At 38.5% G+C, this 21,610-nt stretch carries 17 protein-coding genes and 4 tRNA genes; 11 read left to right on the top strand and 10 right to left on the bottom strand.

Features of this window, described 5'->3' with window-relative positions:
• Positions 1–31: 31 nt before the first annotated feature.
• From FTV17_RS01000 to FTV17_RS01025, 6 genes are all read right to left on the bottom strand, one after another.
• Positions 32–1,435 (bottom strand): iron-containing redox enzyme family protein, encoded by a 1,404-nt coding sequence (locus FTV17_RS01000; RefSeq protein ID WP_179997798.1) that lies wholly within the window; start codon positions 1,433–1,435, stop codon positions 32–34.
• A 160-nt stretch (positions 1,436–1,595) separates the two neighbouring features.
• Positions 1,596–1,671: transfer RNA gene (locus tag FTV17_RS01005), tRNA-Glu, on the bottom strand.
• A gap of 45 nt (positions 1,672–1,716) precedes the next feature.
• Positions 1,717–1,792, bottom strand: a tRNA-Glu gene (locus FTV17_RS01010).
• A gap of 24 nt (positions 1,793–1,816) precedes the next feature.
• Positions 1,817–1,892, bottom strand: a tRNA-Glu gene (locus FTV17_RS01015).
• A 216-nt stretch (positions 1,893–2,108) separates the two neighbouring features.
• A complete protein-coding gene (locus tag FTV17_RS01020) occupies positions 2,109–3,521 on the bottom strand; it encodes an amino acid permease (RefSeq protein WP_035266846.1) in 1,413 nt (470 codons plus the stop codon).
• Positions 3,522–3,629: 108 nt separating this feature from the next.
• Positions 3,630–3,705, bottom strand: a tRNA-Glu gene (locus FTV17_RS01025).
• A gap of 255 nt (positions 3,706–3,960) precedes the next feature.
• On the opposite strand from FTV17_RS01025, the gene FTV17_RS01030 reads away from it, so the two are divergent.
• Positions 3,961–4,443 (top strand): YaiI/YqxD family protein, encoded by a 483-nt coding sequence (locus FTV17_RS01030; RefSeq protein ID WP_179997799.1) that lies wholly within the window; start codon positions 3,961–3,963, stop codon positions 4,441–4,443.
• Positions 4,444–4,466: 23 nt separating this feature from the next.
• Positions 4,467–5,375, top strand: a complete 909-nt coding sequence (locus FTV17_RS01035) for a DMT family transporter (RefSeq protein WP_179997800.1) — start codon at positions 4,467–4,469, stop codon at positions 5,373–5,375.
• Positions 5,376–5,384: 9 nt separating this feature from the next.
• On the opposite strand, the gene FTV17_RS01040 is transcribed toward FTV17_RS01035, so the two are convergent.
• Positions 5,385–5,960, bottom strand: coding sequence for a PilZ domain-containing protein (locus tag FTV17_RS01040; protein ID WP_092766795.1), 576 nt, complete (start codon positions 5,958–5,960; stop codon positions 5,385–5,387).
• Positions 5,961–5,983: 23 nt separating this feature from the next.
• Here FTV17_RS01040 and FTV17_RS01045 point away from each other — a divergent pair, with 23 nt between their 5' ends.
• The 3 genes from FTV17_RS01045 (at position 5,984) to FTV17_RS01055 (ending at position 10,461) form a co-directional block, all read left to right on the top strand.
• Positions 5,984–7,219, top strand: a complete 1,236-nt coding sequence (locus FTV17_RS01045) for a lipoprotein-releasing ABC transporter permease subunit (RefSeq protein ID WP_092766794.1) — start codon at positions 5,984–5,986, stop codon at positions 7,217–7,219.
• Complete coding sequence (lolD, locus tag FTV17_RS01050; protein ID WP_035266856.1) at positions 7,212–7,889, top strand: lipoprotein-releasing ABC transporter ATP-binding protein LolD; 678 nt, start codon at positions 7,212–7,214, stop codon at positions 7,887–7,889. Before FTV17_RS01045 ends, lolD begins: the two co-directional genes overlap by 8 nt.
• An 82-nt stretch (positions 7,890–7,971) precedes the next feature.
• A complete protein-coding gene (locus FTV17_RS01055; RefSeq protein ID WP_179997801.1) occupies positions 7,972–10,461 on the top strand; it encodes a DNA internalization-related competence protein ComEC/Rec2 in 2,490 nt (829 codons plus the stop codon).
• Here the strand turns inward: FTV17_RS01055 and FTV17_RS01060 are convergent.
• Positions 10,458–11,393 carry a lysophospholipid acyltransferase family protein gene (locus tag FTV17_RS01060; protein ID WP_179997802.1) on the bottom strand — a complete coding sequence of 312 codons (936 nt, stop codon included), beginning with the start codon at positions 11,391–11,393 and terminating at the stop codon, positions 10,458–10,460. The genes FTV17_RS01055 and FTV17_RS01060 overlap by 4 nt on opposite strands.
• Before the next feature lie 131 nt (positions 11,394–11,524).
• On the opposite strand from FTV17_RS01060, the gene sppA reads away from it, so the two are divergent.
• Positions 11,525–12,538, top strand: coding sequence for a signal peptide peptidase SppA (gene sppA / locus FTV17_RS01065; protein ID WP_179997803.1), 1,014 nt, complete (start codon positions 11,525–11,527; stop codon positions 12,536–12,538).
• Positions 12,535–13,344: an alpha/beta fold hydrolase gene (locus FTV17_RS01070; protein WP_179997804.1), complete on the top strand. Its 810-nt coding sequence runs from the start codon at positions 12,535–12,537 to the stop codon at positions 13,342–13,344. Before sppA ends, FTV17_RS01070 begins: the two co-directional genes overlap by 4 nt.
• Before the next feature lie 16 nt (positions 13,345–13,360).
• Here FTV17_RS01070 and purN read toward each other — a convergent pair whose 3' ends face one another.
• Both purN and purM read right to left on the bottom strand, forming a co-directional pair.
• The gene (purN, locus tag FTV17_RS01075) at positions 13,361–13,990 is read right to left on the bottom strand and encodes a phosphoribosylglycinamide formyltransferase (RefSeq protein ID WP_179997805.1); all 630 of its coding nucleotides are present in this window, start codon (positions 13,988–13,990) and stop codon (positions 13,361–13,363) included.
• An 18-nt stretch (positions 13,991–14,008) separates the two neighbouring features.
• Positions 14,009–15,079: a phosphoribosylformylglycinamidine cyclo-ligase gene (gene purM / locus FTV17_RS01080; RefSeq protein WP_179997806.1), complete on the bottom strand. Its 1,071-nt coding sequence runs from the start codon at positions 15,077–15,079 to the stop codon at positions 14,009–14,011.
• A 135-nt stretch (positions 15,080–15,214) separates the two neighbouring features.
• Between purM and cxpE the strand changes: the two genes are divergently transcribed.
• From cxpE to FTV17_RS01100, 4 genes are all read left to right on the top strand, one after another.
• The gene (gene cxpE, locus FTV17_RS01085; RefSeq protein ID WP_179997807.1) at positions 15,215–16,438 is read left to right on the top strand and encodes a chloramphenicol efflux transporter CxpE; all 1,224 of its coding nucleotides are present in this window, start codon (positions 15,215–15,217) and stop codon (positions 16,436–16,438) included.
• A gap of 15 nt (positions 16,439–16,453) precedes the next feature.
• A complete protein-coding gene (hda, locus tag FTV17_RS01090) occupies positions 16,454–17,161 on the top strand; it encodes a DnaA regulatory inactivator Hda (RefSeq protein ID WP_035266869.1) in 708 nt (235 codons plus the stop codon).
• 179 nt (positions 17,162–17,340) lie between these two features.
• Positions 17,341–19,131, top strand: a complete 1,791-nt coding sequence (gene rbtA, locus FTV17_RS01095; protein ID WP_179997808.1) for a rhombotarget A — start codon at positions 17,341–17,343, stop codon at positions 19,129–19,131.
• A 69-nt stretch (positions 19,132–19,200) separates the two neighbouring features.
• Positions 19,201–21,555, top strand: a complete 2,355-nt coding sequence (locus FTV17_RS01100; protein WP_179997809.1) for a CSLREA domain-containing protein — start codon at positions 19,201–19,203, stop codon at positions 21,553–21,555.
• Positions 21,556–21,610: the final 55 nt, after the last annotated feature.

Below are 21,610 nucleotides of genomic sequence, written 5' to 3' on the forward strand. Positions count from 1 at the left end.
ATGGCTCCTTATTTTATGAGGCGACTTAAAACTAAAGCGCAAGCGTTTGAAAAGGGAAAAGTAACTTAGAGACTTCTTGGGTTGCCCATAATCCGATCGCTCGTGGATGATAGTAAGGTGAGAGATATGGAATTAATAATGCGAGTTTATCGTTTGTATCATCTAATGAATGACATTGATGTTTGATCTGTTCAAGCTCATGTTGATTATTGTATTTTGAGAGCCAGTTTTGATCTCCTGTTACAGGCATTCTTTTTAAACGAACAGTTAATGATTCGCCTTGAATCCAGTCTTTGATCAGCATTTTCTCTGTTGCATTAAATACACCAAACATTTTGCCATCACTATCGTGAATAAGTTTCCAAAAACGACTTTCTTCGACAGGTCTGTTTTTAATAATCCATTGTTTATCAATCAAGATTTGAACAAATTCTGATATTAATTCAGGTTGAGCGAGCCATTCGTTAATTGATCTGCCATTGAATTGACATTTTTGGTTATGGATATGTTGACCGACAACTGCTTTTCTTTGCAGAAGTTGATAAACGCTTTGAGTGAGATCAATTTCTTGAATGATATTCGTCGAGCTCAAGCCAAGATCATTCATTTGGAAGCCCATTTTAACCAATTCAAGATATTTTGATTTATCTTGAGCTTGATGATAATGATCAATAAATGCCAGTATTGATTTTTCAGCATGTCCATTGTGTGTATTATCAATTGTAATATGAACATTAAAATAATGAGGATCAATTCCAAGTTCTGCTAACTCATAATTGGTGATTAACAGGTGTAGTGGTAATTGTTCATAACCCAAGTTAAATCCAATTACCAGTGGAAATAAATCATGTGGTATATATGCGAGAGCAAGTTGAACAGCGGCTTGTTCAAAATACATATCATCTAAATAATTAATGTATGGTTCAAGCTCGAAATGTCGCAGTAAGTTTTGATACATGCAAACATGATTTGCTTTAGCATCTCCCAAGCCAAGTTCTTCTAAGTAGATATAACTTAGATCTTTGCTCTCAAACAGAGAGGGGTGCGTAAGCGATGAATATAGCCATGAGCCATCTGCATATTTTACTGGAGCAACTTTATATAAAAATTCTAAAGCATGAGAGATGGTTGGAAAGTATTCACGCCCAAGGCCTGATTTTCGGTGATCTAAATAACTTTGAAATTTAGAACATGTTTGATCATGTTCGTGTTTTATATGTTGCCTAACTTGGTCTACCTGATCAATCCACGCTAAATGAGTCGTATCGAGTTGATCGAATCGTGAAAGAACATAGCTTTCGGCATATTCTTTTTTACATTCACGATTCACTTTAGGGTCTAAAAAAAACTCAACCCAGTCTTTATTTGTTTTAGGACTAATTGTATTTAATTGTGATGGGGATGCTAGGGGATTAAGTACGGTGTTGTCCAACATCATCTTCTCCAAGCGTTACTTAGGGTTTAAACCACCATAACCTGCAAAGATGATAGTGTTGTTTATTTTATGTTCGATTTTTGGGGTGGCTAAGTTATAAATAAAAAAAGCCCAAGTCTTAAATGCTTGGGCTTTTCTTTGAGATGTATCATCTCGTATATGGCGTCCCTACGGGGATTCGAACCCCGGTTACCGCCGTGAAAGGGCGATGTCCTAGGCCTCTAGACGATAGGGACAGTACAGAAATATATTTTAAACCATGTTATTTCAATTGAAATTAATGGCGTCCCTACGGGGATTCGAACCCCGGTTACCGCCGTGAAAGGGCGATGTCCTAGGCCTCTAGACGATAGGGACTTAATAAAATCTACTTCTGAAAATTGGCGTCCCTACGGGGATTCGAACCCCGGTTACCGCCGTGAAAGGGCGATGTCCTAGGCCTCTAGACGATAGGGACGTTTCAGAGGTGGGCGTATAATAGGGTGAAAATAGGGGGGTGTCAAACGCATTTCAGCAAAAAAATTAAAAAATACGTGTGTTCGTATGAAAATAAAACAATATTGAATTTTAAGGCTAAATTTAGATCAAATCTCTAAGAAATATTAGAAAAGCAATCGAAAAAATAGGAATTGTCTAAGCAAAAAAATAGCGACCGAAGTCGCTATTTCAAAAATCAAGATTTATCGTGATAAAACAGGTAATAACTGGCATAGCAAACAGCAATGAATGCTAAACACCCGAAAAAGCTAATACGCATACTCGGATCAAATACCATACTTAAGCATGTGATAAAACAGAACACAAAACCTAAGATTGGGACAATTGGAAATAATGGAGCAGCAAAGCCCAGTTCTTCTTTTTTGCGCCCTTGCTTATACCAATCGCGTCTGAAATTAAATTGGCTTAAACAAATACTCATCCACACAACGACCATTGTAAAAGCAGCAATACCTAATAAATTGGTAAAAATAGTCTCAGGTGCGAATTGTTCTGACAATAAGCCTGGTAAACCACCGATCATTGTCACGATCACTGCAACATAGGGGATACCACGTGCATTCACTCTAGAAAATACTGCAGGGAGCTGCTTCTTGTAAGACAAAGACCACATCATGCGTGACGCAGCAAATAAACCAGAGTTAGCAGCTGACAATAAAGCAGTAATAATTACAAAACGGATAATATCTTCTGCATAGGGAATACCAATATGCTGGAAAACAGTCACAAATGGAGAGCTACTCACACCTTCAGCAGCTAAGCCAGCTTCTTGGTGTGGAAGAAGTGACGTTACTACAATGATCGTACCGACGAAGAAAATCAACAGACGAAAAATCGCTGTATTAATTGCTTTAGGAACATTTTTAGCTGGGTCTTTAGTTTCACCAGCAGCAACCCCAATTAATTCTGTTCCAGAGAATGCGAAGTTTACGATAAGCATCGTAGCAAAAATTGGGAATAGACCTTCAGGAAACCAACCTTGAGCAGTTAAATTGCTAAATAAAGGCGCCGTTTCGTAACCTTGATAGCCAATTACGCCAAAAATTGCGAGTAGACCCAAGAGAATAAATGCAACAACAGTAATAACTTTAACTAATGCCAGCCAAAACTCAGATTCTGCGAACCATTTTGTGGAAATCATATTTAAAACAAATACGAATACACCAAAGACTATAGTCCACATCCACATGGAACTATCTGGGAACCATTCCTGCATGAGGAGGGCGGCAGCTGTAAACTCAGTTCCTAAAGTAACCGACCAAGTTAGCCAATATAACCAAGTGATGGTATAGCCTGTTCCTGGTCCAATATATCTTTTGGCATAAGCACCAAACGAACCAGACTCAGGCATATGAACGGCAAGCTCACCTAAACACAGCATAACCATGTAGGCGATAATCCCGCCAAGGATATAAGAAATAATGGCACCTACAGGCCCCGTTTGTGCAATGACTTCACCCGAACCTAAAAAAAGTCCAGTACCGATTGCGCCGCCAAGCGAAATCATAACCAGATGTCGAGTACTCATAGCGCGTTGTAAAGGCGCAGAATTGCCCTGATGCGAAGCATCATTCGGAGATGAGTGCATAGGATTGAAAATTCGAAACAAATGAAGCGAGTTATTGTAGTGAAAAACTACAATTCTTCAATGAAATAATAGTAATTTTGAATATTGAGTGATCGTATGAAACGATAATGGCGTCCCTACGGGGATTCGAACCCCGGTTACCGCCGTGAAAGGGCGATGTCCTAGGCCTCTAGACGATAGGGACGTTGCGAGGTGCTTGTATATTAAGGATAGACATATCAATTGTCAAAAGCTTCGTATCAAAAAAAGTTTTAATCGTTCATACATTAAGCAAAAACAAACAATTAGTTTTAATTTTGATTAAACTGACAACAATAAGGTTTTTCATGTATTTGAATAATATGGAGAGAAGTTCCTCACTATAAAAAAACGATCCGCTTTATATTCATCATATCAAACCAGCCATCTGTAAAATTTGATAAGATGACGTGGTAAGACAATGAAGGAAAGAGGCGTGTTGCCATTTAAACTCTGGGTCGATGCTGATGCATTACCTAAAATTTTGCGTGAAGTTATTTTAAGAGCTTCTGATCGTTATCAACTCGAAGTAACTTTTGTCGCCAATCAAAATGTAGGAATAACTCCTTCCGTTCGTATTGATTCAATACAAGTGATGAGTGGAGCAGATCAAGCTGATAAAGAAATTATCGAACGTATGAAAGAACATGATATTGTCATGACGCAGGATATTCCTCTAGCAGCTCAAGTCATCGAAAAGGGTGGCGTTGCAATTCATCCACGTGGTGAAATTTGGACAGAAGCTAATATCAAGGCACGATTACATTTGCGTGATTTCATGGAAACTTTGAGAGGGGCTGGCGTTCAAACCGGTGGACCACCGCCAATTTCAGAAAGAGATAAGCGTGAATTTTCAAGTGCTTTGGATCAAACAATTCAAAAACAAAAAAGAAAAACTGCCTGATTTATCTTATCAATCGAGTTCACATGCCAGAAAAATCTAAACTTATGCTCATTTATGCCTTATTGGTCATCATCTGGGCAACAACTCCACTTGCGATTGTGTGGAGTGTAGAAGATATTTATTTAATGTGGGCATTGGTGATTCGATTAGGGTTGGCACTTCCTATCGCGGCATTACTTCTCATTGTTTTAAAGGTGAAATTTCCTTTAAATTCAGTTGCATTGCATAGTTATTTTGCTGGGTCATTTAGTTTGATTGGTTCGCAATTTTTTACTTATGTGGCTACTGATTACCTAAGTTCTGGCATGATTGCATTGATGTTTGGATTAGCACCAATTATGGCAGGACTTATTGGAAAATTTATCTTTCAACATGATTTGCATAAGCTTCAATGGTTAGGAATGATCGTCGCGATTACTGGGCTCGTAGTGATCAGTTTTACTGGATCAGCACAACATATCCATCCCATTGGAATTGGTTTAATGTTGCTCAGCGTTTTTTCATACGCAATGTCAATTTTTTGGGTAAAAAAAATAAATGCTGATGTAGCACCAATGGCTCAGGCGACTGGTTCAATACTTGTTTCTACTATCGTTGCATGTTTAATTGTGCCATTTATATGGAAATACTTACCTACTGAATTACCTTCAATGAAGTCGTTACTTGCGATCATATATTCTGTTGTTATGGCTTCATTAGTCGCTATGTTTTGCTATTTTTACTTGGTCAAAAAAATACAACCCACCACATTGTCCCTTACAAATGTAATGACTCCAGTTCTAGCACTTGGTATAGGTGCTGCGTTTAATCATGAGAAATTAACGCTTGGCATGATACTGGGAGCAATGATTCTACTTCTGGGATTATTTATGTATTTTTATCGGGATATAGAAGCGAATCGGAAATTTAAACAAAAAGTATTAAAACCTTAAGTTTAATGCTCAGTGGTTCTGTGAGTTTTTTAAATGCTTCAAGGCTTCTGTTAACTTTACTTTGTCTTGGGGATGTAACGTTAGAAAATATGCACCAGTTCTAAACAGCCCATTTTCTTCTTGATTGCTGTAGACAACCTGTGCAGTTGCAGCGATATGAAAATCATTTTCAGGGTGACTCAATGTGATATGTATATAGGTTTGTTCAGGGATATGTTGCTCAGCATAAAAACTAAAACCCGTTTCAGACAAATTGACTTGAGTAGGTACTGGTAACATGGTTTGTACAATAGAGTCGTAAAGTGAGCCCGTAATCAGGTTTAATTTTTGATTAAATAAGGATAATATCCGAGCAATTTGTTGATCTTTTTGATTTAATTGTTCTAATTCGTACATAAGCGCATGATCAAATTGATCTAATTCTGCAAGTAAGAGAAAATAGCGCGGTAGTACAAAATTTGAATCATAGGGATCATTCAAAGCGACATCTTTAGTGATGATCTGATAATTTATTCTTAAGGCAGCATCAATACGTGACATGACGCGTCTTTCAATATTGCCACTTTGATGCTGAAGATTTTCCATTAAAACACCTCGGACTAGATGGTATGTTTAAACCGATCTCGCTGTATATAGGGTTGAGATACACTCGCGCACGGCGAAGTAATCACTTTATTTCTTTTATTGCTTTAGTTTCCATGATCGGTCTGACTTTGGGCGTCGCTGTTCTCATTACTGTGTTATCTGTAATGAACGGTTTCGATCGTGAATTAAAAAACCGTGTCTTGGGAATGGTACCTCAAGCGACTGTTTCCTCTACACAAATTCTAACAGACTGGCCTGAGCTTGCAAAGAAAATAGACCAACATGAACATGTGACGGGTGTTGCACCTTTTACACAGTTGCAGGGGATGTTAACAGCCCAAGGACAGGTTGCAGGGATAATGGTTACGGGTATTGAGCCTGACTATGAAAAAAATGTATCTATTATTCAAAATCATATGGTTCAAGGCGACCTCAACTCATTAAAGAAAGGTGAGTTCGGGATTGTTTTGGGCAAGCAGATGACGGATGCTTTAGGTTTAAGTCTCAATGACAATGTAACATTGGTATTACCTGAAGCGACACCATCACCCGCTGGCGTTGTTCCAAGATTTAAACGTTTTAAAATTGTCGGTATTTTTAGTATTGGTGCGGAAGTGGACTCGATGATGGGTTACATCGCGCTAAATGATGCTTCGACACTGTTGAGACTGCCGGATGGTGCACAAGGTATCCGTATGAAGCTAGATGATATCTTCAAAGCTCCACAAGTCGCTGAAGAAGTTGTTATGGATTTACCAGGCAATTTCTATCCATCAAATTGGACTTATACGCACGGCAATCTCTTTAGTGCCATTCAGATGGAAAAAGCAATGGTTAGCCTTTTACTTTTCCTCATTGTCTTGGTTGCAGCATTTAATATTGTATCTTCATTGGTGATGGTGGTTACTGATAAAAAATCCGACATTGCTATTTTAAGAACCTTAGGTGCGTCACCAGCAACGATCACTAAGATTTTTATGGTACAGGGTACGGTGATTGGTGTTGTAGGAACACTGGCAGGAGCAGCACTAGGTATCATCTTTGCAACGAGCATCAGTGGATTTATTGGCTGGCTGAACACCGCTTTTGGACTAAATTTGTTCGATGCATATTTCATTAACTATTTACCATCGTATCTACGTTGGCAAGATGTGGTGGTGATTGTTAGCTTATCACTAGCGCTAAGTTTCCTTGCAACAATTTATCCAGCGCTGCGTGCTGCCAAAGTTCAACCAGCAGAGGCTTTACGCTATGAGTAATATTGTCTTAGAAGCCAAAAATATTCATAAACATTTTACAGATGGTAAATCAACTGTTGAAGTGATTAAGGGATTGGATTTAGTTGTTGAGCAAGGACAATTCGTTTCGATTGTCGGATCAAGTGGTTCAGGTAAGAGTACGCTGTTACATGTATTAGGGGGGCTTGATCGTCCGTCCGAAGGTGTAGTGATGCTTAATGGGCAGCGTTTTGACACTTTAGGCGAAGCCGAACGCGGTTTCCTACGTAATGAACACCTCGGATTTGTGTATCAATTTCACCATTTACTTCCTGAGTTTACGGCTTTAGAAAATGTATCAATGCCGCTGATGTTACGTAAAGATGCAAATTTTAAAGAAGTAAAAGAACGTGCAGAATATTTGTTGAATAAAGTAGGTTTGTCACATCGTTTAACGCATAAACCAGGTGAGTTATCTGGCGGTGAGCGACAACGCGTTGCACTTGCACGGGCTTTAGTGGCTCAACCTAAATTGATGATGGCAGATGAGCCTACTGGAAATTTAGATCGTAAAACTGCCGTCACAATTTTTGAATTGCTTTCCGATCTGCGTAAAGAATTTAATATGGCAATGCTCATCGTGACCCATGATGAGCAGCTCGCACAAACTGCTGATAAGATTTTGCATATGCAAGATGGATTGTGGGTATAGCCTAAAAATCCGATTAACAGTCTTGTTAAAGCCCACTTAGGTGGGCTTTAATCTATTTAAGAAAAATAAACATAAAAGTTAGATGTTTTTAATATTTATTCTCATCTTTTGGATCATTGGTGTTGCTACGATCAGCTTTCAGGGTGAAGCTGAATATTCAACTCTCATGCTGGGTATGGCAAGTATCATTTTGATCATGGGTTACTTTGTACGATTAATGAGGCAACCTGATCGATTCATTTATCCTCACACCTCAAGTATTGTCCAGTCATTATCAAGAATGCTTGTGCTAACGGGAATTTGTCTGATCACATTTGTTTTGGGGCATCAACATGCAAAAATAGCCTTACACGATCGTTTAGAGAAACGTGTTCAATATATTGAAGAAAAAGAAATAGTTGTTTATATCAATAAAATTAATCAGCTGAAAATCGATCAGGAAGTTCGATCAATACAGCAGCTTGCGCAAGTGATCGACAAGAATCAAGGACAATCTCAAACGCTATTATTATATTTGCGAGAGTCAAAACTTGATACGACATTAGATCTAGGGCGCTATTATAAAGTTACGGGAAAATTAAGACCCGCACATAGTTATGCAGTAGATGGGGTATTTGATCAAGAGAAATGGTTGTTGCAGCAAAATATAGCTGGAACAATGCGTGTAGATTGGATCGTACCTGTAAGTGAAGCGGTGTTATATTCTGAAGGTTATTTATCTTCAACCGATGTGCATCGGAGCCTTTTCGCACGATTGAGCCTGAGCATTGAAAAAGCACGTTTAGCTTTTAGGGATGATATCGAACAGGGAGTATTCAGGAATAAGGGTTTGCTAGTCGCGTTACTCACAGGTGATAAGAGTCTACTGACGGAGCAACAAGAAGAATTATTTAAAAAACTAGGCATTACGCATTTATTGGCTATTTCAGGTCCACATGTTCTAATTTTTGCTGGCTTATTATCGTGGTTCATGGGGTATCTTGTATCAATTTTTCGCCCTCATATTTTTCTAAAAGTTCCCAAAACATATTTACTTTTAATCCCTTTTGTATGTGGGGTAATTATTTATAGTTTTTTTTCAGGGCTTGAAATTCCTGCACTAAGAACTACATTGTCAGTTTGTCTAATTAGTATCGCTATTTTATTTAAATTTAAGATTAAGCCTTTTGTGCTATTACTTATCAGTGCGAGCTTAATGCTCTATTTAGACCCTTTTAGTATTTTATCTGCTGCATTTTGGCTTTCGTACGGCGCATGTTTGATTTTGATTCGTGTATACCAAACGATCGTTCATGAACAGCAAAACACCTCTTTAATCAATAAGCATCATTTTCTAGATAAAGCAAAAATGTATCTTAAAATACTTTTGCAATCCCAATGGAAAATATTTATTGCACTGATCCCACTCACTTTACTGATATTTCAACAGATTTCTTTGCTTGCGCCATTTGCTAATTTAGTTGCTGTTCCAATGATTGGGACCTTGATCGTGCCCTTAGAAGTACTGGGCTATTGTCTCAGCTTTATTCCTTTTTTTGGTCAATTTCTGTTTCATCTGGCTGATATGTTGATATCTATTCTTTTGGTGATGCTGAATAAGCTGGGAGCAATATTAGACAATCCATTGAAATGGGTGGCGTTAACGAAAGCACAAATGTTTTTGCTCGCTTTGGCAGTATTGATGTTCTTTATGCCAAACAATGTAATCCCTCGATTATGGATACCCGTTTTAGGTTTGGCATTGCTGATGCCTAAACGTGATGATGGATACGACATTATCGAAATATTGGACATAGGGCAGGGACAGTCCATACTCTTACAGTCATCAGGGAGAAATGCTTTAGTTGATACAGGCGGGAGCTTTGATGAGAATACATTTAGTATTGGAGAACGTGTAGTTGTCCCTTTCTTAATTCAACGTGGCATATCAAAATTAGATCAAATTTTTATGAGTCATCTTGATCAAGATCATGCTGGTGCATACCGCGCTATCGAAAAACATATACAAATTGATCAAGTTATCTCAAATGAAAAAGATGATAGGTTTCAGCAAGTGAAATTTGATTATTGTCGACAGCATCAACAGGTGCAATTGGGTAAGATAAATATACAATTTCTCTCACCAGCTGAATCACAAATAAATTTTGTCAGTCAAAATCGTAATGAGCTCTCTTGCGTAATATATCTGACATTACCCTATGCTAACGATTTTAAGCATATTCTGATTATGGGAGATGCAGGGTGGGAGACAGAGTATCTTATTTTAAAGCAGTATCCTGAACTTAAAGTAGATATTTTAATCTTGGGACATCATGGCAGTCGGCATAGTTCATCTTACGACTTTTTAAAAAATACTAAACCTAAAATTGCCATTGCATCGGCTGGTTTTGATAACCGCTATAATCATCCACATCCTGTTGTCAAAGAGCGTTTAAAAGCCCTTAATATTCCGCTACTCGATACCCAATTGAAGGGCAGCATTCGAATGACCTTCGATAAAAACGGAGATGTACAATTTCGATATCATCGAGATCAAAATGCGTGGTTAACTCGGAATATCCCCATAGATTAACTTGCTTTTTTGACTTGCTCTATTTTTGCTCTGGCTTGTTCTGCAGGGATACGATAAATGTTATGTAGATCAGGATTTGCACGGAAACGTTTGTAGCTCCAATGAGCATGTTCAGGATAACGATGAATCAGACTTTCTATTGCACGGTGAATTACTAACGTTCCATCAGCGGGCGTGCCTTCATAAATCGAAGCATCCATTGGCTCAATAAATACATCAAAATCTTCAGTTTCATTGCGAATTGCATAGACCAAAAGGCCTTTGGCTTTAGTTTTTTGGATGAGTTTGGCACTTAAATTACTGGACTCGAGTGGTATGCCGAAATAATCGATCATTTCACCACCGTGTTTAGGATTGTGATCTGGAAGAATCACAGTTGTCCCCCCTAATTTAAGGGCTTTAAAAATTTGTCTTATGCCACTCTCATCTGTAGGGACTAAAGTCGCTTGTTCACGACTACGAGCCTGGCGCACAAATTGATCTGCTTCTTCATTCTTGATGGGTTTATACATGATGGTCATCTTGGTATATTGTGCGAACCACGCATTCATGACTTCCCATGTACCAAAATGTGGTGCGAGTAAAATAATACCTTTCTTTTCAGCCATTGCTTCATGAAAATATTCAGCACCAGTGACATTGCGTATTCTTGAAATATTGGTTTCGTTTGAGCTTCCCCAAATACTAAAAAACTCCATATAAGATTGAAGTTCGTTTCTTACCGCTGCACGAGTCACTAAATGTTTTTCTTCATCAGAAAGATGTGGTAAGCAAATGTCGATATTGAGGCGGATGGTGTTCGTAGTTTTTGTAATTTTTAGCGTATTAATCAGCCCTGCAAGCATTTTTGCAAAAAAACGTGAAAAACGAATCGGACGGCGACTGAAGAAATTTAACAGGCGGGTGGTGGTCGATGTTTTGGTTTCAGGCATTAGATTCAAAATTTGGTAAGTTCATAGAATATTGTGATTTGGGTTTATTATATGTTAAATCTTGACTTATAAATAGTTTGACCGCATTCCTTGTATATAATGTCAGCTTAAATTTAATTTGGATGGTATGTATGTCCGCTTGGCCGCCTGAACCACAAAATGAAAATCAAAAACCAAATAACCAACCTAACGGAAAAGAATGGCAAATTTTAGAAAAAGCTGTTCTCGCATCTGTAGAAGAACAGAGACGTGCAAGACGTTGGGGAATCTTTTTTAAATTTCTTACTTTCGCATATCTGTTATTTATTGTTTTGGTCATGGGGAAAAGTTGCTCAACGACTTCCACTGAAAGTGCTGTGTCATCACAGCATATTGCTACGGTGGATATCGTGGGAACGATTGCTGCAGATCAGCAAAGTGTGAATAGTGCAGACACCATTAAAGGTCTGAGAAAAGCATTTGAAAGCAAACAATCGCAAGCTGTTGTTTTAAATATTAACTCTCCAGGTGGATCTCCAGTTCAGTCTGATGAAATTTGGCAAGAGATCCAATATTTAAAGTCAGTTTATAAAGATAAAAAACTTTATGCATTAATTGGTGACACAGGTGCTTCAGGTGCATATTACATTGCGTCTGCTGCGGATGAAATTATTGTTAATCCATCAAGTTTAGTCGGCTCTATTGGCGTCATTATGCCAAACTATGGAGTGAGTGGTTTGATGCAAAAACTTGGCGTTGAAGATCGCACCATGACTTCAGGTGAGAACAAAGCATTGTTGTCGATGACACAACCAGTTGATCCTGCACAACGTGCACACGTACAAGGTGTATTGGATAATGTTCATCAACATTTTATTGATGCAGTCAAAAAAGGTCGTGGCAATAAATTGAAATCGCAAGATCCTGCTATATTTTCAGGTTTGTTTTGGACTGGTGAGCAGGCTGTGAAGCTCGGTATAGCAGATCGGATTGGCAGTATTCACACACTGAAACGCGAATTAAAAGTCGAAAAAACGGTAGATTATACTATTCAACGTAGCCCCTTTGATTCTGTGCTTGGACGACTTGGAAGTGAAATTGGTCAAGGTTTTGCTTCTTCAATTTCCAAGCAGATTCAATCTGAGCAGGTGAATCGAATCCAATGAAACCATTGATCCATTTTGCTCATGCCAACGGGGTTCCATCGAAAGTTTATCAAAAATTTTTTGATGCTTTGTCTGATCAATTCGATGTGATTTATACGACCAATCTTGGTGTTGATCAACGCTATCCTGTAGATCAACACTGGGAAGGTATGACACAGCAAGTGATTGATAATATTGTTCAGAAATCCCATGGTCGTAAAGTGATTGGTATCGGGCACTCCTTAGGAGGAGTTTTGACGTTCAAAGCTGCGTTGAAATGCCCAGAACTTTTTAGTCAAACTATTCTTTTAGATCCACCTCTCATTATGGGGGTGGAATCATTTGCTATGCATATTGCAAAGTCTTTGAAGTTAAAAGCAGTGGATCAAATGTCGCCAGCGGCATTGTCTAAACGTCGACGTGATCATTGGGATAGTCGAGAGCAAGCTGCAACATTACTTCGACCCAAAGCATTATATGCTGCATTTGATGAGCAATGTTTTAATGACTATATTCAATTTGCATTAGTTGAAGATCCAACGCGTGGCGGCGTTGAGTTGGCGATTCCAAAATCTATAGAAGTTGATATTTTTAGAACTAATCCTTCATTGTGGTGGTTGCCTCAACCCAAGCTCAAAGTTCCGAGTCAATTAATTGCTGCATCTCAAGGTCCATTCTTAGCACGAAAATTCCCTCATAAAGTGACGAAGAAGTTTGGTGTGCCTTTTAGTGTTTTTGAAGGTGGACACATGTTCCCACTCGAGCATCCTGAGCGATTGGCTGAACATTTAAAAACTATTTTGAATCCATTAAAAAACGCAGCCTAAGCTGCGTTTTTACAAATCAAATATGACAGAACTGTATGGGATCTTTCATAAGTTGATTTTTATAGTGCACGCCTTCGGATGTGACTCGAATGGTTTGATTACAAATCCATTCTACAACTTGAGGATAAATTAAATGTTCAAGTTGATGTACACGATCAGCTAAAGATGCAACATTATCATGGTGCGACACTTTGAGTACGCCTTGAGCAAGTGCTTGACCTGCATCTAGTTCTGCAGTGACATAATGTACTGTACATCCATGCCATAAATCACCGGTATTTAATACACGTTGATGTGTATGCATTCCTTTGTAATTTGGCAGTAGAGAAGGGTGGATATTGATCATTTTACCCTCCCATGCTTTAACGAACTTAGCACTTAAAATACGCATAAAGCCCGCTAAAACCACAAGATCAGCTTCCCAGTCGAGCAGTTGCTGATGCATAACATCATCAAATGCTTCACGATCTGGGAAGTTTTTATGTTCAATCACTGCAGTTGCAATGTTGGCATGAGCAGCACGCTCAAGTGCGTAAGCAGCAGGTTTATTCGAGATCACACCGACAATTTGACCTGAAAGGTTTGCATCGATTAACGCTTGTAGGTTTGATCCGTTACCTGATACTAAAACAGCAATTTTAATCATGTTATAACAATAAACAGATTAAGCGAAGATCACACGAATTTTTTCGTCTGCACCTTCGACAGATTCAGCATTGTCAACAATGTGGCCCATTGTCCATGCTTTTTCGCCGAGTTGATTTAAGATTTCAACAGTTTTATCAGCTTCAGCAGCATCAACAACTAGAACCATACCTACGCCACAGTTGAATGTGCGGTACATTTCAAATTGTTCTACACCACCTTCACGTTGAAGAAGTTTGAACAGCTCAGGCCATTCCCAAGAAGTTTCGTTTACTACAGCTTGGGCACCATTTGGTAATACGCGAGGTAAGTTACCTGGTAAACCGCCACCTGTGATGTGTGCCATCGCGTGAACATCAACCTGTTTGAGAAGCTCTAGAATTGGTTTAACGTAGATACGAGTTGGCTCCATTGCAACATCAGCAAGTGGACGACCATCAACAATTTGAGTTAAATCAACATTTTTTACATCTAAAATTTTACGAAGAAGAGAGTAGCCATTAGAGTGTGCGCCGCTTGAAGCAACACCAACTAATACATCACCAGCTTTAACTTTAGAGCCATCAATAATTTTACTTTGTTCTACAACACCTACACAGAAACCAGCTAAATCGTAATCTTCACCTTCATACATGCCTGGCATTTCAGCAGTTTCACCACCGACCAATGCACATCCAGCAAGCTCACAACCTTGACCGATACCTGTCACTACATTTGCTGCGACATCAACATTGAGGTGACCAGTTGCGTAGTAATCAAGGAAGAAGAGTGGTTCAGCACCACAGACAAGTAAATCGTTCACACACATTGCAACCAAATCCTGACCAATTGTGTCATGACGGTTTAAATTCAATGCTAAACGTAATTTTGTACCAACACCGTCTGTGCCAGATACGAGAACAGGTTCTTCATAACCTTTAGGAATTTTACAAAGTGCACCGAAGCCACCAAGACCGCCCATTACTTCAGGACGAGTCGTGCGTTTAGCGACAGATTTGATACGATCGACTAACGCGTCGCCCGCCTCAATGTCGACACCTGCATCTTTGTAGCTTAAACCAGTGTTTGGGGTAGAAGTTGAGTTGCTCATATTGAAGTCTCCGCATTCGCGCGGGGATTATAACCTGAATATACGAAACTCTTATGTTATTTATGCACTAAAATGTTATCTTTACTAAAATATTTTCCTTTACATAACGAATAATCTTAAAAAAGGCGAGTTTCTATGGTAGATCGTACCCTACGCCGTGTTTTTATCCTTGCAGGGATAGCTTTATTTCTCTGGATTTTATACTTATTAAAACCGGTCGTAATCCCATTTATTGGTGCATTTTTAATAGCTTATCTTTTCAGTCCATTGGTTGATCGATTGCATAAGATAGGTTTACCTCGTTGGTTGTCCATCAGTTTGGTATTTATCGGTATTGGTGTCGTGATCACATGGGCGATGTGGTATTTGGTTCCTTTAATCTGGGAACAGCTCATGTATGCCAAATCAAGCATCCCGAAAGTAGTTCACTGGGTAAATTATAGCTTCTTACCGTGGTTATCAGACACTTTCAATTTAGTGCCATTAGAGTTGGATGTAGATCAAATTTCAGCAGCTGTTATGGAGTATGTTCAAACTAATTATAGTGCTGACAGTATCCAAGCGATGGCACTCAAATTGGCACAATCTGGTCTGAATTTTATTCAGATTGGTGGGACAATTGTACTGATTCCAATTATTGCATTTTATTTCCTCTTAGATTGGGATCGAATGCTCAATAGTTTGCGTCGACTCATTCCACGTCCTTATGAAGCTTCAACGCTTGAAATCGTAGGTGAGTGCCATAGCGTACTAGGTGCTTTTGTAAAAGGACAATTCCTCGTGATGATCCTTTTGGGTATTGTTTATGCCGTTGGTCTACAACTGATTGGTCTGGAAGTTGGTTTGATTATTGGCATGATTGCAGGCTTGGCAAGTATCATCCCATATTTAGGATTTGCAGTAGGAATTATTGCTGCCGTGATAGCAACTTTCTTCCAATTTGGTATGGATTGGACTCAACTCCTTTTAGTTGCAGTGGTGTTCATGGTAGGGCAAGCTGTTGAAGGTTATGTGCTTCAGCCATTCTTATTGGGAGATAAAATTGGTCTTTCTCCAGTAGCGGTCGTATTCGCTGTATTGGCTGGTGCACAATTGGCTGGTTTCTTGGGTATGTTGATTGCATTACCTGTTGCAGCTGTAATCGTGGTACTGCTCCGACATGCACGTGACACTTATGAAAGGAGTACAATTTATGGTACGCCAGCTGTTGCCGTAGCTGATCATGGTGGTGGTGAAATTACAATCCAAACCGATCAGGTTGATATTGAGCTTGATCTCAAACCACAATCAATCAATAATCAACAAGATATTGCAACATCTGAAAAAATCGATGTGCAGAAACAAAATAAAGAACCTTAAGGTGACCAAGCATTTATGCGGCAACTGCAACTTGATATAGAACCTCAACTTGATGCACGGATCAGTGATTTTTCCGGCCCAGGTTGGGGACCCGTCATTGATGCAGTTCGCCAACTTCATGCTGGATTAATGAATCGATTTTACCTTTATGGCGGTGCGGGCACAGGTAAGAGTCACTTATTAACTGCGATATGTGACTCATATCTAGATGTAGGGAAATCTGCAATTAAAGTTTCATTGCTAGAATTGCTCGATGCTCCAATTGAGGCGATTACTTCATTGGATCGTTATGATTTGGTCGCTCTAGACGATATTGAAGCGATTAGTGGTGTACCGCATTGGCAAAAGGCGGTATTTCATTTAATAAATAATAATAATGATGGTGGAGGACAACTAGTCTTTTCATCTAGATCTGCGCCAATTGAACTGAAACTTGAGTTACCAGATCTTCAGTCGAGATTAACTCAAGCGGTGAGTGTTAAAGTGCCAACAGGTCAATCCTATGCTGACCGCTATGCCTTATTACATTCTGTGTTAGATCGTAAAGGTGTGCATTTTGATCCTTTAATTATTGATTATCTGCTGACCAATGGCCCGATACAGACCAGTACCTTATTACAAACGGTTGATCAATTATCAAAGTTACTACAGGGTGAAAAAGTTAAGCTATCCAACGCAACCCTTAAGCAAATCTACGCGCTCATCGATCAGTATAGTGCTTAAATGCTTTTTAAATGTTATTCAAAACTCAAAATGTAGACTTTATCTGAACTCGGCAATTTTTTACTTAAAAATAATTGAGAATTCTAAAAATTTGTGACAGATTAGTCAAAATGGACAAATAGCGCTACATAATTAAAGTTCGCTACTTAAAAAAATAAAGAAAAATTAAGGAGATGGTAATGCTCAGACGGGGCTTAGGTCTTGTATTGTTGTGTGCAACAGGGCATGTATTCAGTGCAGATATTGTGGTTACGACCACTGAAGATATCACCAAAAATGATGATCAATGTTCGTTACGTGAAGCAATTGAATATATTAATCAGGGTAAACCTGAAGCAGGTCTCAATGGCTGTGGTGGTAAAGATGCCACAGATAATATTATCTTATCTACGAAAGAATATCTCCTAAACGAGCAAGTTCGCATCTCTAAACCGATGGTTTTTAGAACGCAGTATGAAACTACCATTGTTGATGATATTCCTGGTACAAAAAATGCCGTCATAACAATGAAGGGTACTGATAGAATTTTCCATATTGAGCGAATTCGTCCTAAAGCTGATGATGAAATTAGAGATGCTGCAATTGGTGTGGAATTTTACGAAATTACCTTGCAAGGTTGTACTGCGTCTTTATGCAAAGACAAAGGTGGATTAATTCTCAATTATGAACGGCTAAAATTTGACAAAAGCTATCTTATCAATGGCAAAGCAAATTTTGGTGGTGCGATTTATAATGTTGAATCATTTATTGAGTCTGAAACCAGCAAAATTCGTTCCGCGCGAGTGAATCTAGTTAATTCATTATTAGAGAACAATCAAGCACAACAAGGTGCTGTTTTGTATAGTGAATTTCCTGATTTTGACATTAGTGCTTCTGTTATTAAAGGTAATAAAATAACAGATTCAGAAGGTTTCGCAATTTATAGCCATAAAGTGTTGAGTGAAGATGAAACTAAGGTGACTAATCTCAATTATGCCAAAGTGATCAATTCAACAATTTTTAATAATAAGGGCTATATTATCAATGTTAAGGATGGTATTGCACTTAATAACAATACGCTGGTCTTTAATGATTTTGGCTTGATTTTTAATGCACCGTTTAAGAAGGCATCGCTTACTAACAATATAATTGCAAAAAATGGCAATCGAGACTGTCGTGTAGAGACTGCAATAGATCAATCAAATTTAAACAATAATTTATATGGTTTTGGTTGTGAGGGCACAGCTTCAGAAAAACTGGGCGAGCGCACATTATTAGCTGGGACTGATGTAGAAGGTGAATGTGATGTTAATTCATCTGGCATTTTATGTCCGTTCAAGGACTATTCTGGCTATGCTTTAGGATATTTCCGCCCAAGAGTGTTGCCTAGTTATCGACAATTAACAGATTCTCCGATCATTAATCGTGGACCAGATTCAAATGGTACAGCATGTGAAACAGTTGATCAGCGTGGCAACGCACGTAAGGATCGTATTTTGTGTGATCGAGGCGCAATCGAACTTATTCAGTCAAGTACGTCTTCAGGCAGATTTGGCAAAGATATATTTTACGGAGAAATTGTTAAGTTAAATATTAATGATTTTCTAGGAGATGGTGAGCTAATACCTGCTAGTCAATGTGATGCCTTAGTCGGACCTCATCCGAAAAAAGAAGAATGGCAAGCGGGCTGTATGATCATCCAACAAAATAATTCTCCAAGTAAAGGTAAAGCAGAACTACTCCAAAATGGGGAGTTTACTTATACGCCTCAAGGGAATTGGCACGGAACTGATGATTTTAAAGTTTTGGTAGTTGTATCTACACGTCAATTGAATGAGTCAATGAATCCTTATATCGAAATTCCAACTGTCATTAAACAAGACCCCAGAGATACTTATACAAGCGATAAAGTAAAAACTTCTGGTGGGGGGCTAGGTCTAATCTCCGTATTAGGTCTGATGACTTTAATCGCGATACGTAGAAAAAAATAATAAGGGAATCGTATGTTGAAAAGTAGAAAAGCTTTTTTGACCTTAGCAGTCCTTTCTGCAATGTCCTTGATGGCTGCTGAAGATACAATAATTTATGTCACTACCTTTGATGATGAAGACGGTACTAATGATGCAAAGTGTTCACTCAGAGAAGCGTTGACGGCTGCTTCGACTAATCGAGCTTATGGAGGTTGTGTTAAAGGTAATACGGATCGAGTACAAACTGACATTATTCAGCTTGAAGCTGGTACCTATAGCTTGAATGCAGAGCTTCAGCCAACTTCTTCAGTGATTATTAGGGGTAAAGAGCCTGTCGATTATTCCAAACCGAATGTCATTTCAAATAGTTATCCTGCGCAAACTAAAATTCAAACTATAATTAATGGTCAAAATACACATCGCATTTTCAATACGACCAATCTAAATCGACCAAGTTTGAGTTTAAGAAATATAGAGCTGAGAAATGGTAAATCATCTACCAACGGTGGCGCTTTGCTATTGGGAGGAGAGACTGATTTATATAATGTAAATATCAATAGCTCTTCTGCATTAAGAGGTGGAGCGATATTTTTGAATGACAGTGATAGCTCTTTAAGTTATTCGGTCGGGTGGGTGAGTGGTAATACAGCTCAGCAAGGCGCTGTTATAGCAATGTCTTGCTTGGATAATCTTGTGTTCACACGTCGTAAGATTGATTTATCCCGTATGTCTATTACCGAAAATGGAAATACAGCTTCAAACAGTTTATTCTCATTTTGTGGTGAACCTACAGCACAATTGCAAGCAAATACAATCTCTTCCAATGTATTAAATAATATACAAGGTCAAATTTTTCAATTTAGTGATCGTTTAACAGATGGGGGTCAAATAAATTTGAGTCCCAATTCTATTTTGAAGCTCGATAGTAATACGATTATCGCCAATACCGCGCGATCTGTGCTTTGGTATGGAAATACAGGTGCAAAAGCCTTAAATCATAATGTGATAGGTTTTAATCAGGCTAAAGCCTGTATATATAGTCACGGTGATGTGAGCCAAGTTGAGTCAGCAGGTATTGAATTATTGGCAAATGCTATTCCACTGAGTAATCCATCTATAGACTGTGATCTACCAGCAAAAGCGTCAGAAAATGCACAAAAAAATAGTCTTGATGTTAGTCAATTGAGTATCAATGATCTGTTTTCAACATCGTTACCGGTTAATGATGAGAATACTAACTTTCATCCTGTCTTTTTTCCGAAGATTAATTCTAGCGGTAAAGATTTAGTTGATTTTGGTACTGATGGTTGTTCGCTGCTTGATCAACGAGGTATTAATCGGATTGGATTGGACTCGCTCAACAGTTTAGATGCGACTCCCAATACTTGCGATATTGGTGCGATAGAAACCTTAAAGTTGACTGTTTCCAATTTAAGTAAAGCAAATGAATCACTAATTCAAATAAAGAAATCAACTGAGAATAGAATTAAAGCATTCGAAGATGCTATTGCCGATCCTGAAACCAAAGAAGAAGTGATTGATTATTATAATAAGGAGCTCACCGATCAAAAAGCATTTTTTAATGAGTTAAATAATCTTAATCAATATCGTCCAATTTTGTTCGATCCATTTAAATTGAATTTACCAGATGAATTTGTTTCTCTTGATGGTAAGGTGCGAAAAATTGAGCATCTTAATGTTGATAATTATGATGTCAAAGTTGAGGTTTTGGGAGTTGGGAAATTAGATATCGATAAAACATTCTTAGGTAAGTTTGATGATCGGTTGAAATGTGAGTGGAAACCGCAGCTTAAGCAGATAGTCATGTATAGAACAGATGGTCGCATAACACCGAGTGGAGACTCTGAATTCTGTACATATACGCTTACTTCAAAAAGTGACAGTAAAAAAACATCAAGTGCATATTTAATTGGTAATTTTATCAATATCGTGCCAACTGTTCCTGAACGCGTGGAATATACAATCAATCCAAAAAAATCGACTCAAATCAGTGTCAATTTACTGGCCGAAGCGAGTGATGCTGGTGATGGAAACAGAAATGCAATTAATCCTCCAAATAAAAAAGAGTTTTACCATAATGCTAATGGGGATGAGGTATCAATTTATTTTGCAAGAGTGCCAAATCCCGTTTCAATTATCGCGGATCGGGTAGAGCCATGTGCTAATGACCGTTTTAAAAAGTGCTATGGTGGAAACATTCGAGTTCAGTTGAACAATAATTTGGATGTCTTTTCCTATGATCTTAAGTACTCAGTATTGGACGCAGACGGCGCTTCATCAGGTGAGGGAACATTAGCTGTTCTAAATACGGAAACGGGGCCTGGAAGTTCTCGTACGAGTGGAGGGGGTAGCCTAGGTGGGTTTGGGCTTTTAGGACTCATTAGTTTAAGTTGGCTTAGAATGAGAAAATCTAAACCTCATTAATAAAAAAGCCAGCATTTGCTGGCTTTTTTTGTGTTTGATTTTGTGTAATATTTTG

The organism is Acinetobacter sp. YH12239, from assembly GCF_013417635.1.
Classification (GTDB): Bacteria; Pseudomonadota; Gammaproteobacteria; order Pseudomonadales; family Moraxellaceae; genus Acinetobacter.

Bases quoted from the DNA above. Each gene is read 5' to 3' on its own strand.
- purM (WP_179997806.1), bottom strand. From the start codon at position 15,079: ATGAGCAACTCAACTTCTACCCCAAACACTGGTTTAAGCTACAAAGAT.
- rbtA (WP_179997808.1), top strand. From the start codon at position 17,341: ATGCTCAGACGGGGCTTAGGTCTTGTATTGTTGTGTGCAACAGGGCAT.
- FTV17_RS01020 (WP_035266846.1), bottom strand. From the start codon at position 3,521: ATGCACTCATCTCCGAATGATGCTTCGCATCAGGGCAATTCTGCGCCT.
- FTV17_RS01040 (WP_092766795.1), bottom strand. From the start codon at position 5,960: ATGGAAAATCTTCAGCATCAAAGTGGCAATATTGAAAGACGCGTCATG.
- purN (WP_179997805.1), bottom strand. From the start codon at position 13,990: ATGATTAAAATTGCTGTTTTAGTATCAGGTAACGGATCAAACCTACAA.
- FTV17_RS01030 (WP_179997799.1), top strand. From the start codon at position 3,961: ATGAAGGAAAGAGGCGTGTTGCCATTTAAACTCTGGGTCGATGCTGAT.
- FTV17_RS01070 (WP_179997804.1), top strand. From the start codon at position 12,535: ATGAAACCATTGATCCATTTTGCTCATGCCAACGGGGTTCCATCGAAA.
- FTV17_RS01035 (WP_179997800.1), top strand. From the start codon at position 4,467: ATGCCAGAAAAATCTAAACTTATGCTCATTTATGCCTTATTGGTCATC.
- hda (WP_035266869.1), top strand. From the start codon at position 16,454: ATGCGGCAACTGCAACTTGATATAGAACCTCAACTTGATGCACGGATC.
- FTV17_RS01100 (WP_179997809.1), top strand. From the start codon at position 19,201: ATGGCTGCTGAAGATACAATAATTTATGTCACTACCTTTGATGATGAA.
- cxpE (WP_179997807.1), top strand. From the start codon at position 15,215: ATGGTAGATCGTACCCTACGCCGTGTTTTTATCCTTGCAGGGATAGCT.
- FTV17_RS01060 (WP_179997802.1), bottom strand. From the start codon at position 11,393: ATGCCTGAAACCAAAACATCGACCACCACCCGCCTGTTAAATTTCTTC.
- FTV17_RS01000 (WP_179997798.1), bottom strand. From the start codon at position 1,435: ATGTTGGACAACACCGTACTTAATCCCCTAGCATCCCCATCACAATTA.
- FTV17_RS01055 (WP_179997801.1), top strand. From the start codon at position 7,972: ATGTTTTTAATATTTATTCTCATCTTTTGGATCATTGGTGTTGCTACG.
- lolD (WP_035266856.1), top strand. From the start codon at position 7,212: ATGAGTAATATTGTCTTAGAAGCCAAAAATATTCATAAACATTTTACA.
- FTV17_RS01045 (WP_092766794.1), top strand. From the start codon at position 5,984: ATGTTTAAACCGATCTCGCTGTATATAGGGTTGAGATACACTCGCGCA.
- sppA (WP_179997803.1), top strand. From the start codon at position 11,525: ATGTCCGCTTGGCCGCCTGAACCACAAAATGAAAATCAAAAACCAAAT.